The 13024-nt window shown below is 72.3% G+C and carries 11 protein-coding genes; 2 read left to right on the forward strand and 9 right to left on the reverse strand.

Going from position 1 to position 13024, the window contains the following annotated elements; all coding sequences use genetic code 11:
- Positions 1-134: 134 nt before the first annotated feature.
- The 7 genes from ACFSE6_RS16070 to ACFSE6_RS16100 form a co-directional block, all read right to left on the reverse strand.
- A complete protein-coding gene (locus ACFSE6_RS16070; protein ID WP_465254178.1) occupies positions 135-1565 on the reverse strand; it encodes a NupC/NupG family nucleoside CNT transporter in 1431 nt (476 codons plus the stop codon).
- Between the two features lie 126 nt (positions 1566-1691).
- Positions 1692-2663, reverse strand: coding sequence for a tRNA pseudouridine(55) synthase TruB (truB, locus tag ACFSE6_RS16075; RefSeq protein WP_388009498.1), 972 nt, complete (start codon positions 2661-2663; stop codon positions 1692-1694).
- On the reverse strand, positions 2660-3127 hold the full coding sequence (gene rbfA, locus ACFSE6_RS16080; protein ID WP_388009501.1) for a 30S ribosome-binding factor RbfA: 468 nt from the start codon (positions 3125-3127) through the stop codon (positions 2660-2662). The genes truB and rbfA overlap by 4 nt, the downstream gene beginning before the upstream one ends.
- A 294-nt stretch (positions 3128-3421) precedes the next feature.
- The gene (gene infB / locus ACFSE6_RS16085; RefSeq protein ID WP_388009504.1) at positions 3422-6274 is read right to left on the reverse strand and encodes a translation initiation factor IF-2; all 2853 of its coding nucleotides are present in this window, start codon (positions 6272-6274) and stop codon (positions 3422-3424) included.
- 137 nt (positions 6275-6411) lie between these two features.
- Complete coding sequence (locus ACFSE6_RS16090) at positions 6412-6699, reverse strand: YlxR family protein (RefSeq protein WP_388009507.1); 288 nt, start codon at positions 6697-6699, stop codon at positions 6412-6414.
- 29 nt (positions 6700-6728) lie between these two features.
- The gene (nusA, locus tag ACFSE6_RS16095; protein ID WP_388009510.1) at positions 6729-7784 is read right to left on the reverse strand and encodes a transcription termination factor NusA; all 1056 of its coding nucleotides are present in this window, start codon (positions 7782-7784) and stop codon (positions 6729-6731) included.
- 6 nt (positions 7785-7790) lie between these two features.
- Positions 7791-8276: a ribosome maturation factor RimP gene (locus ACFSE6_RS16100; protein WP_388009513.1), complete on the reverse strand. Its 486-nt coding sequence runs from the start codon at positions 8274-8276 to the stop codon at positions 7791-7793.
- A 111-nt stretch (positions 8277-8387) separates the two neighbouring features.
- Here ACFSE6_RS16100 and ACFSE6_RS16105 point away from each other — a divergent pair, with 111 nt between their 5' ends.
- Positions 8388-9359: a DUF4439 domain-containing protein gene (locus ACFSE6_RS16105; protein WP_388009516.1), complete on the forward strand. Its 972-nt coding sequence runs from the start codon at positions 8388-8390 to the stop codon at positions 9357-9359.
- 4 nt (positions 9360-9363) lie between these two features.
- On the opposite strand, the gene ACFSE6_RS16110 is transcribed toward ACFSE6_RS16105, so the two are convergent.
- The gene (locus ACFSE6_RS16110; RefSeq protein WP_465254171.1) at positions 9364-11142 is read right to left on the reverse strand and encodes a proline--tRNA ligase; all 1779 of its coding nucleotides are present in this window, start codon (positions 11140-11142) and stop codon (positions 9364-9366) included.
- A 116-nt stretch (positions 11143-11258) separates the two neighbouring features.
- Between ACFSE6_RS16110 and ACFSE6_RS16115 the strand changes: the two genes are divergently transcribed.
- Positions 11259-12125: an Fpg/Nei family DNA glycosylase gene (locus ACFSE6_RS16115; RefSeq protein ID WP_388009519.1), complete on the forward strand. Its 867-nt coding sequence runs from the start codon at positions 11259-11261 to the stop codon at positions 12123-12125.
- Between the two features lie 26 nt (positions 12126-12151).
- Here ACFSE6_RS16115 and ACFSE6_RS16120 read toward each other — a convergent pair whose 3' ends face one another.
- Positions 12152-13015, reverse strand: a complete 864-nt coding sequence (locus ACFSE6_RS16120) for a GNAT family N-acetyltransferase (protein WP_388009522.1) — start codon at positions 13013-13015, stop codon at positions 12152-12154.
- Between the last annotated feature and the right edge of the window lie 9 nt (positions 13016-13024).

Genomic DNA, 13024 nt, shown 5'->3' on the forward strand with positions numbered 1-13024 from the left:
CTCCTGGGGAACTGCCGGGCACGGGTTCTTCGAGCCTAACGCCGATGACGGGTGGGAAAGTCCCGCCGTGGTCACTGTCACGGCATCGTCCGGTCGCGCCTCGTCGGGCTCGCCGCGGTCAGCCCGTCAGCCCGTCAGCCGACGAGAATGCCGGCGAGGGCCGCGGACATGAGGTTGCCGAGGGTACCTCCGGCCACGGCGCGGATGCCGAGCTTGGCGATGACGCCACGCTGCTCGGGCGCGAGCCGCCCGAGTCCGCCGAGCAGGATGGCCAACGAGCCGAGGTTGGCGAAGCCCGTCAGAGCGAAGGTGACGATCGCCTGGGTCTTGGCGGTGAACTCCTCCGCGCGCGGCGCGAAGTCGGAGAAGGCCACGAACTCGTTGAGGATGACCTTCTGGCCGAGGAAGCTGCCGGCCTCGACCGCTTCGCTGACCGGGACACCGACGGCGGCCATGACCGGGGCGAAGACGTACCCGATGAGCTGCTCGACGGACAGGTCCCCGTGCCCGAAGAGCCCGCCGACGGCACCGAGGATGAGGTTGGCCAGGGCGATGAGGGACACGAAAGCCAGCAGCATGGCTCCGACGTTCAGGGCCAGGTCCAGACCGTCCGAGGCACCACGAGAGGCCGCGTCGATGACATTGACCGGGCGCTTGTCGGCCTCCTTCTCCGCCGTGGCCGGCCGTGGCTGGGTGCCCGGACGCTCCCCGCCGGCACGGTCGACCAGCTCGTCCCGGGCGAGACTGCTGTTCCCGCGCCTGGCGCCGCGCCGGAACGAGGCCGCGAGCCGAGCGGCGAAGCCGTCCCGTTCCGCTGCGTCGCCGTCGTCGGTCCGCTCCTCACCGGCTGCGGCACCGGTGCTGCCGCGCGGCGCGGTACTGGGGGCACCGGCCTCGTCCGCACCGTCGGCGGTGGTCCCGAGATCGGTGAGGGCTCCGGCAGGAACGATGATCTTCGCGATCATGAGGCCGGCCGGCGCGGCCATGAAGCTGGCGGCGATGAGGTAGTCCAGGTTGGCGCCCATGAGGGAGTACCCCGCCAGCACCGAGCCGGCCACCGTGGTCAGTCCGCCGCACATGACAGCGAAGATCTCCGACGGCGTCATGGTCTTCAGGTAGGGCCGGATCACCAGCGGCGCCTCGGTCTGACCCACGAAGATGTTCGCCGCGGCGTTCATCGACTCCGGGCTCGTGGTGCCCAGCGCCTTGGCCAGTCCCCCGCCGATCCAGCGGGTGACGGCCTGCAGGATGCCGAGGTAGTAGAGCACGGCGGTCAACGAGGCGAAGAAGACGATGACCGGCAGAACCTGGAACGCGAAGACCGAGCCGTCCTCGGGCAGCACGCCCCCGAAGAGGAAGTCGATGCCGGCCGCCGACGCGTCGATGACCGCCTGGACGCCGCGCGAGACGGCGGTCAGGATCCGCTGACCGAGTGGCACGTAGAGCACCAGCACACCGAAGACGACCTGGATGGCGAGGGCGAGCAGCACGGTGCGCGGCCGGATGCGGCGCCGGTCCATGGACAGCAGCCAGGCGATGAGCAGGATGAGCGCCATTCCGCCCATCCCCCACAGGACGTCGAGCACGACCCCTCCCCTCGGTCGGCGCGCGGCGGCGCGCCTCGGGCAGGGTGGCACAGGGCGCCGGGGACGGGCGAGCCGGGCCGGCGGCGAGTCCGCGGGCGACGCCCCTCAGGCGGGGTCGAGGACGAGCGCAGGTCGCGCCTTGTCACGCTCGTCCCGTAGCAGCGCGACGACGTGACCGTCGGGTGCGAGCGCGGCGACGACGGCGTCGTGGCCGCTGAGTGCGAGGGGTCTGCCGACGCGCAGCGCGCGGGTCTCGTCCGCGTCGAGCTCGCGGGTCGCGAAGGCGGCGCGCGCGACCTGCGTGAGGGACGTCACGGGAAGGCCGCCGGGCGCGTTCGAGGCGGTGTCCGCCTCGACGGCCGCGGCCAGGTCCTCGAGCGTGCGTGCCTCATCGAGCCCGAACGGTCCGACGCGGGTGCGCCGCAGGGCGGTCAGGTGGCCGCCGGTGCCCAGCGCCTCCCCCAGATCCCGGGCCAGGGCGCGCACGTAGGTGCCGGAGGAGCAGGAGACGAGCACCTCGAGATCGAGGACCGTGGTGTCCTCGACCTGGCGGACCACCGGCGAGTCCGTCAGCTCGAACCGGTGGACGGTGATCGGGCGGGCGTCGAGCTCGATGTCCTGACCGGCGCGGACGCGCGCATAAGACCGCCGGCCGTCGATCTTGACGGCCGAGACGGCGGACGGGACCTGCTCGATGGGACCCCGCAGGGCGGCCATGGCGTCCTCGAGCCGCGCGGTGTCCGGGGCGCAGTCCGTGCTGAGCAGACCGGCGATGCCGGGCGCGGCGGTGACCTCGCCCTCGGCGTCGTCGGTGACGGTGCGCTGGCCGAGTCGCACCGTGGCCGTGTACTCCTTGTCGGCGCCGACGAGATAGGTCAGCAGCCGGGTGGCGCGGCCGACGCCGAGGACGAGCACGCCGGTGGCCATCGGGTCGAGAGTGCCGGCGTGGCCGACCTTCTTCGTGGCCGCGAGGCGGCGTGTACGGGCGACGACGTCGTGGCTGGTCCAGCCCTGCGGCTTGTCCACGATCACCAGCCCGTCGGCGGCCGTGATCGCGCCGCGTGGGACGGTCGTCACCGCTCGCCGTCGGTGGCGTCCTCGGCGTCGAGCTCATCGAGCTCGTCCGCCGGCCGCTTGTAGGGGTCCGCGTCTCCGGCGTAACTGGCGCCGGACGCGCGAGCGGCGAGTTCCGAGTCGCGCTCCTTGGCGGTCCGCAGAGCGTCCTCGAGGCTGGCGGCCGTCTCCGGCAGCGCGTCGGGGACGAACTCGAGCGTCGGGGTCAGGCGCACGCCGGTCTGCCGGCCCACCTCGGACCGGATCAGTCCCTTGGCGGACTCGAGCGCGGCGCCCGAGGCCGCCCGCTCCTCGTCGCTGCCGTAGACGGTGTAGAAGACCGTGGCGTGCTGCAGGTCGCCGGTCACCCGCACGTCGGTGACGGTGACGAACCCGAGCCTGGGGTCCTTGATCCGGGTGTCGAGCATGCGCGCGACGACCTGCTGGATTCGCTCGGCCAACCGCCGAGCCCGCGGTGCATCAGCCATGTCCTTCTCCTTGCTTCATGCTCACCGTAGTCGCGGGCGGCGGCGAGGCGCCGCCAGGCGTCCGCTCCGCGACTCCGGGCCCTGGGGGCCCTGCGTCGCTCCGTGCCAGACCCACCAGCCTGTCGCGACACTCTCGCCCCCGCCCGCTTGGGCTCGGTTGTGATGCGATCGACGGGTCCCAGGGAGGCCCCGTCGGAGTGTCGCGGGGCTGGTTGGGCCTGGCCGTCCGAGCGAGGAACGAGCGAGGACTGGACGTCCCGCGACGTCCGACGGGGCCTCCCAGAAGGTGACAACTCAGTCGCGGGGCTTCTCCCGCATCTCGAAGGTCTCGATCATGTCGCCCTCCGCGATGTCGATGCCCTTGCCGAGGCCGATACCGCACTCGAAGCCCTCGCGGACCTCGGTGACGTCGTCCTTCTCGCGGCGCAGCGACTCGATGGTGAGCTTCTCCTCGACCACGACGCCGTCGCGCACCAGGCGGGCCTGGGCATTGCGGCGGATGGTCCCGGACCGCACGATCGAACCGGCGATGTTGCCGACCTTGGAGGAGCGGAAGATCTGGCGGATCTCCGCCGAACCCAGCTGGACCTCCTCGTACTCCGGCTTGAGCATGCCCTTGAGCGCGCTCTCCACGTCGTCGATCGCGTCGTAGATGACCGAGTAGTACTTGAGCTCGACACCCTCGCGGTCGGCCATCTCGGCGACCCGCTCGGCGGGACGCACGTTGAAGCCGATGATGATCGCGTTGTCGACGGTGGCGAGGTTGACGTCGTTCTGCGTGATCGCACCGACTCCGCGGTGGATGATCCGCAGCGCGACCTCGTCGCCCACGTCGACCTTGAGCAGCGCGTCCTCGAGCGCCTCGACGGCACCGGAGACATCGCCCTTGAGGATGAGGTTGAGGTTCTCGACCTTGCCCTCTTCCAGAGCCTGGGTGAAGTCCTCGAGGCTGACCCGCTTGCGCCGCTTGGCCAGCGTGGCGGCACGCTCGGCGGCCTCCCGCTTGTCGGCGATCTGCCGGGCGGTGCGGTCGTCGGGCGCGACGAGGAAGTTGTCACCGGCTCGCGGCACCGACTGCAGGCCGAGCACCTGGACCGGACGGGCCGGCCCGGCCTCCTGCACCGTCTCGCCGTGCTCGTCGAACATGGCGCGCACGCGGCCGTGAGCGGTGCCGGCGACGATCGCGTCGCCGACGCGCAGCGTGCCGGACTGGACCAGCACCGTCGCGACGGCGCCGCGCCCCTTGTCGAGGTTCGCCTCGATCGCAACGCCGCGGGCGTCCTTGTCGGGGTTCGCCTTGAGGTCCAGGGCCGCGTCCGCGGTGAGCAGGACGGCCTCGAGGAGGTCGTCGATGCCCATGCGCTGGAGCGCGGAGACGTCGACGAACATAGTCTCGCCGCCGTACTCCTCGGCCACGAGGTTGTACTCGGTCAGCTGCTGGCGCACCTTCGCCGGGTTCGCCCCGTCGACGTCCACCTTGTTGACCGCCACGACAATCGGCACATTGGCCGCCTGGGCGTGGTTGATCGCCTCCACCGTCTGCGGCATGACGCCGTCGTCCGCGGCCACCACGAGGATCGCGATGTCCGTGACGTCGGCACCACGGGCACGCATGGCGGTGAACGCCTCGTGGCCTGGGGTGTCGATGAAGGTGACGGCGCGCTCGTCGCCCTCGTGCTCGGTGGTGACCTGGTAGGCGCCGATGTGCTGGGTGATGCCGCCGTGCTCGCCTGCGACCACGTCCGTGGAGCGGATCGCGTCGAGCAGCTTGGTCTTACCGTGGTCGACGTGACCCATGACGGTCACCACCGGCGACCGTGCCTCGAGGTCCTCGTCGGACTCGCCCGCCTCCTCGGCGGCAAGGTCGATGTCGAAGCTCTCCAGCAGCTCGCGGTCCTCGTCCTCGGGCGAGACGATCTTGACGACGTAGCCGAGTTCGGCCCCGAGCGCCTGGAAGGTCTCCTCGTCCAGGGACTGGGTCGCCGTCGCCATCTCACCGAGGTGGAACAGCACGGTGACCAGCGAGGCCGGGTTGGCGTCGATCCGCTCGGCGAAGTCCGCCAACGAGGCGCCGGCACGGATGCGCACCTCGGTGCTGCCGTCGCCACGCGGGACCTGGACGCCGCCGATCGACGGCGCGGACTGCTGCTCGAACTCCTGCCGCTTCGCCCGCTTCGACTTCCGGCCACGGGTCGGACGGCCGCCGGGCCGCCCGAAGGCGCCCTGGGTGCCACCGCGTCCCCCGCGGCCGCCACGCGGCGGACCGCCGCCGGGACGGCCTCCGCCGAAGCCACCGCCGCCACCGGGACCGCCACCGCCGGGCCGGCCGCGCCGGTCACCGCGGGAGGGCGCGGCACCTGGGCGGCCGACGGCGCTCTGGCCGGGCATCATGTTCGGGCTGGGACGCTGACCCCCCGGCTTGGGTCCGGGCCGCGGGCCGGCGGACTGGCCGCCGCGCTGGCCGCCGCCGGGACGGGTACCCGCCCCACCGGAGCCACCAGGCCGCGGCATGCCCTGCGACGTGGCGTAGGGGTTGTTCCCCGGACGCGGAGCGCCCGGCTTGCCACCGGAGCGCCCGCCGGAGCCACCGGGCCGCGGCATGCCCTGCGACGTGGCGTAGGGGTTGTTGCCCGGACGCGGAGCGCCGGGCTTCGGGGCCTTGGGACCCGGCTTGGGTCCGGGCTTCGGGGCCGGCTTCGCCGAGGCGGCGGGGGCCTCGGCGCCGTCCTGACCCGCAGCGTCGGCTGCCGGCTGCTCGGGGGCAGCCGGCTGCGCCGCGGCCCCGTCCTGGTCCGGCGACTCGGGCTGACGCTCGGCCGGCGCAGGGTCAGCCGGCGCCGCCTCGGCCGGGGCGGCGGTCGCCTCAGCCTGCTGCTCGCCGGCGGGGGCCTCAGGTGCCGGTGCGGACGGCTTCGGGCCCGGCTTGCGCGGGGCAGGCTTCTTCGGCGCTTCCTTCTTCTGGTCGTTCTTCTGGCCGTCCTCGGCCGGCTGCGCGGGGAACTTCTCCCGCAGCCGCCGGATGACGGGGGCTTCAATGGTCGACGACGCCGACTTCACGAACTCGCCCTGCTCCCGCAGGGTGGCAAGCACTGTCTTGCTGTCGACGCCGAGCTCCTTCGCGAGCTCGTGGACGCGGACCTTTGCCACAACTCTCCTGTCTCGGCCCATCCCGAGACAGGACAGGCCGTGCTAGTGCTGGCAGCTCATCGCTGGGTACTCATCGGGTGCCCATCGGCTTCCAACCCGCTTTCTTCGTCGATGACAATCCGGCGGACGGGCGTCCGTCAGATGTGCTGAGTGAACCATTCCTCGACGTCCTCGGTCCCGATCGGGCCCCGAGCCCGCAGGGCCCGGCCGATCGTGCGACGACGCAAGGCGAGGTTCAGGCAGTCCCGGCTCGGGTGGAGCCAGGCACCCCGCCCCGGAGCGCACCGGCCGGGATCGACCACCGCACGAGTGGCGGTGGCGTCCAGCACCAGGCGGACCAAGGCGGCCCTCGGAGCACGTGTCCGGCACCCTGCGCAGGTCCTCACCGGCCCGGTGGGCGTGGTTGTGTCGCTGCGTGAGATCATGGATTCCGGGCGCGTGCCCAGCGACCACTCTACCCCTGCGCGCCGGCGGTGTGTTCCCCCGGCTCGGTGCGCACCCCTGTGACGTCGGACGCGCTGGCCGTGTGCGGCGCGTCGTCGGGTCCCTCGGTGTCGGCGTGGATGTCGATGCGCCACCCGGTCAGCCGCGCGGCGAGGCGTGCGTTCTGCCCCTCCTTGCCGATGGCCAGGGACAGCTGGAAGTCCGGGACGACGACGCGCGCGGCCTTGCCTTCCAGGTCGAGGATCTCGACGCTGGAGACCTTCGCCGGGGACAGCGCGTTCGCCACGAACGTCGCGGGGTCGTCGGAGTGATCGACGATGTCGATCTTCTCCCCGGCCAACTCGGCCATCACGGCGCGGACCCGCTGTCCCATCGGGCCGATGCAGGAGCCTTTCGCGTTCAGGCCGGGCACGGACGCGCGGACGGCCATCTTGGTGCGGTGGCCGGCCTCACGCGCCAGCGCGACGATCTCGACGGTACCATCCGCGACCTCGGGCACCTCGAGCTCGAACAGCTTCTTGACGAGGTTCGGGTGGGTCCGGGACAGGGTGACCGAGGGCCCCTTCGGCCCACGGCTGACCTCGACCACATAGGCACGCAGCCGGTCGCCGTGCGCGTACCGCTCGGTGGGCACCTGTTCGTGCGGCGGCAGCACGGCCTCCAGGTCACCGATGTCGACGAGCACCACCCGCGGGTCGCGACCCTGCTGGACGATGCCGGAGATGATCTCGCCGGTCTTGTCCCGGTAGTTGCCCATGACCTGCTCGTCCTCGGCGTCCCGCAGGCGCTGGACGATGACCGAGCGGGCGGTGGCCGTCGCGATCCGTCCGAACCCGGACGGGGTGTCGTCGAACTCGCCGACCTCGTTGCCCTCCTCGTCCACCTCGGCGGCGTAGACCGTGACGCGGCCGGTGCGGCGGTCGAGCTCGACGCGAGCCTTCTCCACCGCGCCGGGCGTGCGCTGGTAGGCGAGGAGCAAAGCGTCCTCAATGGCGTGGACGAGGACGTCCAGGCTGATGCCCCGCTCGCTCTCGATGAGGCGGAGGGCCGTCATGTCAATGTCCATGGCTCCTCAGGCCCCCTCGGGTCGGTTCAGCTCGGGCTCCACGTTCGCCTTCGCGAGCCGGTCGTAGCCCACTTCCTCGGTGGCGCCGCCGACGTCCAGGACCACCCCGGTCTCGCCGGCCTCGCGCAGCCGGCCGGTCAGCCCGCGCCCGTCCACGGTCGTGACCTTGAGCAGGTGCCCGACGGCACGACGGAAGTGACGCGGCTCACGCAGCGGCCGGTCCGCACCCGGTGTCGACACCTCGAGGGTGTAGGCCCCTTCGACGAGGTCGACGTCGTCGAGAACCGCCGAGATCGCGCGGGAGACGTCGCCGAGACGGTCGGAGTCGACTCCGCCGGGACCGTCCGGCAGGTCGACGACCACGCGCACCACCTTACGGCGGCCGGCCGTGGCCACGGTGACGTCCTCGAGCAGCAGCCCGGCGTCGTCGACGACCGGGCCGACGGCGCCACGCAGGCGGTCGGTGAGGTCGGTGGGACGGGCGCTGCTCATGGGTGTGTCACTCCTTCTCGGTGGTCAGGGGCTGACTCTACCGACCCCGGCGGCGGCTTCGCGCACGTCGTGCGGCCGTGCCGGGTGCCCGGCGTGGCAGGATCGTCGTCGATGTCCGCCGACACCCAGCGCCACCCCGACCGGCACCGCTCCAGCCGCGCCCTGCTGGGGATCGCGACCACCGTGCTGGCGCTGAGCGGTTGCGGTCTCCGCCTCGACACACCACCGCCGCAGGCGCCCACGCCCGACGAGGCGGAGAGCCTGCGCCAGGACGCCGCCGCAGCGACCGCGCGACTGCTGGGGACGACGGAGCGGACCGACGGGGCCGGACCGGCCTCCGAGGTGCTCACCCGGATCACGCGCGACGCCGAGGCGCAGCTCGCGGCACTCGGCGGCGTCTGGCAGGCGTGGCCCGACGGCGCTCCCGAGGGGGTCACACCGCCGGAACCGGCGGCGACCGCCCCGGCCGAGGATCCGGATGTCACGGATGTCCTCGACCTCCTCACCGCGAGCGCCGCGGACGCACGCGAGGCGGCTACGACGGCACCGACGGCGGATCTCGCCGCGCTGCTGGGATCGGTCGCCATCGCGCGTGGCGAGGCCGCGCAGGACCTCGCCGAGGTGGCGGACGCCGAACCGCCGGAGTCGGAGGCGGCGCCCCTGACGCTGCGGGTGCTGCGCCAGCGTGGGGTGGATGGACCGACGGTCCAGGTGCTCGACCAGGCGCGATTCGCCTACGAGACGGTGGCGGCACGGACCACCGGGAGCTCGCGTGAGGACGCCGAGGACCGCGCCCGCGAGCTGCAGAGCCTCGTCGACGGCGCGATTCGGCTCGGCGCGCCCGACTCCCGGCTGGAGGCGTACCAGTTGCCCGGGCCGGACGAGGAGGCTGGGCTGAGCGCGAACCAGGCCGCCGCCGTCCGGGCGGAGACCCTCCTCGCCGAGCACTGGCTGTTCAGCCTGGGCCGGGCGGAGAGCGACGTCCGGTCCGGCTTGCTCGCAGCGGCCGCCGACTCGGTGGACCGCATCGAGCTGTGGGGCGCCGCACTGCCGGCGCTGCCGGGCCTGCCGCCGGAGTCGTGACCGGCTAGGCCGTCTCGAGTCCGTCGTCGACCAGCTCGCGGATGCGGGCCACGGCCAGGTCGGGCGCAATCTCCTCGCGCTCGCCGGTGCGGCGATTGCGGACCTCGACGACGCCGTCGGCCAGCCCGCGGCCGACCACGAGGCCGAGCGGGACACCGATGAGCTCGGCGTCGGCGAACTTGACCCCGGCGCTGACCTTGGCGCGATCGTCGTAGAGCACCTCGACCCCGGCGGCCTCCAGCTCGCGCGCGACCCGCTCCGCGGTGGCGAAGATCTCCTCCCCTTTGCCGGCCGCCATGACGTGCACATGAGCGGGGGCGACGTTCATCGGCCAGATAAGACCCTTGTCGTCGTGGTTGCCCTCCGCGATCGCAGCCACGGCGCGGGTGATGCCGATGCCGTACGACCCCATGGTGACCACGACCGACTTGCCGTTCTCGTCCAGGACGCGCAGGTCGAGGGCCTCGGCGTACTTGCGGCCGAGCGCGAAGACGTGGCCCATCTCGATGCCGCGGGCGGTCTGCAGGACGCCGTCGCCGTTGGGGCACGGGTCGCCGGGCCAGACCTCGGCCACCTCGAGCGTGCCGTCACCGGTGAAGTCGCGGCCGGCGACGAGGTCGAGCACATGCTTGCCGGTCTCATCCGCACCGGTGACCCACCGGGTGCCCTCGACCACGCGCGGGTCGAGGAGGTAACGGATACCGGCGGGCTTGTCCTCTCCCAGGCTACCCGGACCGATGTAGCCCTTGGCGAGCGCGGTGTGGGCGGCGAAGTCCTCGTCGGCGAAGGGGGTGAACGTCGCCGGGTAGAACGCCGCTTCCATGCGCTTGGGATCCACCTCGCGGTCGCCGGGGACGGCGACGGCGACGGGTTCGGTGGTGCCGTCGGGGTAGGTGAGCCGGAACAGCACGTTCTTCAGCGTGTCCCCGGCGTGCCACTGCCGGTCCTCGCGTGGGAAGTGCTCGTTGAGGTGGTCGACGAGGGACTCGATGGTCGGGGTGGCGGGCGTGTCCTCGACGTGCGCGGCGGGGGCGTCGTCGTAGGGCACCGGGTCCGGGACAGCCGCGCGGGCGGCCTCGACGTTTGCGGCGTACCCGCACGCGGCGCACTCGACGTAGGTGTCCTCGCCGATCTCGGACTTGGCGAGGAACTCCTCCGACTTGGACCCACCCATGGCGCCGGAGTGTGCGGAGACGATGACGTACTCGAATCCGAGTCGGTCGAAGATGCGCTGGTACGCCGCGCGCTGGCGGGCGTAGCTCGCGTCGAGTCCGGCGTCGTCGACGTCGAAGGAGTAGGCGTCCTTCATGATGAACTCGCGGCCCCGCAGCAGCCCGGCGCGGGGGCGTGCCTCGTCGCGGTACTTGGTCTGGATCTGGTACAGCGCCAGCGGCAGGTCCTTGTAGCTGCTGTACAGGTCCTTGACGAGGAGGGCGAACATCTCCTCGTGCGTCGGGGCGAGGAGGTAGTCGGCCTCCTTGCGGTCCTTGAGCCGGAACAGGGAGTCCCCGTACTCGGTCCAGCGACCGGTCGCCTCGTACGGTTCCTTGGGCAGCAGTGCCGGGAAGTGGACCTCCTGCCCGCCGATGGCGTCCATCTCCTCGCGGACGATCGCCTCGACCTTGCCGAGCACGCGCAGGCCGAGCGGCAGCCAGCTGTAGATCCCCGGCGCGGCACGCCGGATGTAGCTGCCCCGGACCAGGAGCCGGTGGCTGGCGACCTCGGCGTCGGCCGGGTCCTCGCGCAGGGTACGGGCGAACAGGGTGGACATCGTCATGAGCACGCGGGCAACTCTAGGACACGTCCCCGAGCCGTCACGGGCGCGGCTCGGCCACCCGCGCGGGTCCGGCAAGGTCGCCGGCTACGCCCGTACAGCCCTGACCGTGGCAGCATGAACTCGTGCCGGAGATGCCCGAGGTGGAAGGACTCGCTCAGTTCCTACGGGAGCGAGCGGTCGGGCGCGCCGTGGCCGCTGTCGAGGTCGGGGCGATCAACGCGCTCAAGACCTATCGACCCGCGCCCACCGAGCTGAGCGGCCGTACCGTCACCGCCGTCGACCGGCACGGCAAATGGCTGGACCTGACCACGCAGGCCGACGACGACGGTCTCCACCTCGTCTTCCATCTCGCCAAGGCGGGGTGGCTGCGCTGGTACGACACCGTCCCGAAGGCGATGCTGCGGCCGGGGAAGAGCCCGATCGCCCTACGAGTCCGTCTCGACGACGGGGCCGGCTTCGACCTCACGGAGGCAGGGACACGCAAGCGACTCGCGGTGCACGTGGTCGCCGCGCCGTCCGAGGTGCCGGCGGTCGCCACACTGGGCGTCGACCCGCACGAGCTGACACCGGACGGTCTGGCCGAGCTCCTCGCGGCGAAGAACCAGCAGATCAAAGGGCTGCTGCGGGACCAGTCCGTCATCGCCGGCATCGGGAACGCCTACTCCGACGAGATCCTGCACGCCGCCCGGATGAGTCCCTTCGCGCTGACCCGCTCCTTCGACGCCGACGCCACGGCCCGGCTGCACCGCGCCATCTGCGAGGTTCTCGACTCCGCCGTCGACCAGGCGTCGGGCAAGCCGGCCGCCGAGCTGAAAGACTCCAAGCGGCGGAGCATGAAGGTGCACGGCCGCACCGGCGAGACGTGCCCGGTCTGCGGGGACACCGTACGGGAGGTCTCGTTCGCGGACTCGTCCCTGCAGTACTGCCCGACCTGTCAGACCGAGGGCAAGATCCTCGCCGACCGCCGCATGTCCAAGCTGCTGCGCTGAGAGCCATCCCGCGCCCACCCGCCGAGTCAGAACAGAACGGTGGCGTAGGTACCCACGCGGCGGAAGCCCACCTTGCGGTAGGTCGCGAGTGCCGCCGCGTTGTACCCGTTGACGTACAACGAGACGGTCGGTGCCAGCCGGGCTCGCACGTCCTCGACGACCGCCGCCATCCCCGTCGCGCCCAGCCCCCGGCCCCGGTGCTCCGGATGAACCCAGACGCCCTGGATCTGCGCCACCCCGATCGCCAGGGCACCGACGTCGGCCTTGAAGATCACCTCCGGACCGTCGCCGGTGTCCTCGATCCGGACGTAGGTGCGCCCGGAACCGACGAGCTCGGACACCCGGGCGGCATAGGCGCCGCCGACGAGGGTCGGGTCGTAGCCGACCTCTTCGGTGAACATCGCCACGGAGGCGGGGACGACGGTCTCGACCTCGTCCGGGACCGCGAGGCGGACCGCGGGATCCGGTGCCACGGCCGGGCCGTGGTCGATGACCATCGAGGGCTGGTCCGCACGCACGTCACGCGGCGTGGACCAGACCGGTGCGAGCCGGCGCCACAGCGGCATGACCTCCTCGGCGGGTCCCACGATCGACGAGCACCGCCGCCCCCGGCGTCGCACATGCTCGGCGAGATCGTCGAGGTGGTGTTCGCGTACCTGGACGGGCACGAGGTTGGCGCCGGCCCAGCACAGCGCCTCGAGGTGGTCACGCTCAGCGCCGAGCACCCCGAGCATCGCGGTGCCGGCCGGCCCGCGTTCCCCGAGCCGTTCCGCCTGGACGGCCGCGACGACCGAGCCGACCGGGTCACGGGCGCAGACGGCGAGTGCGGCGTCGCGGTCACGGCCGTCGAGCGTACGGATCGTCGCCGCCGACCGGCGCCACAGCGGCACGGGACTCTC

Origin of the sequence: Georgenia deserti (assembly GCF_042680605.1) — a bacterium.
GTDB classification, from domain to species: domain Bacteria; phylum Actinomycetota; class Actinomycetes; order Actinomycetales; family Actinomycetaceae; genus Allobogoriella; species Allobogoriella deserti.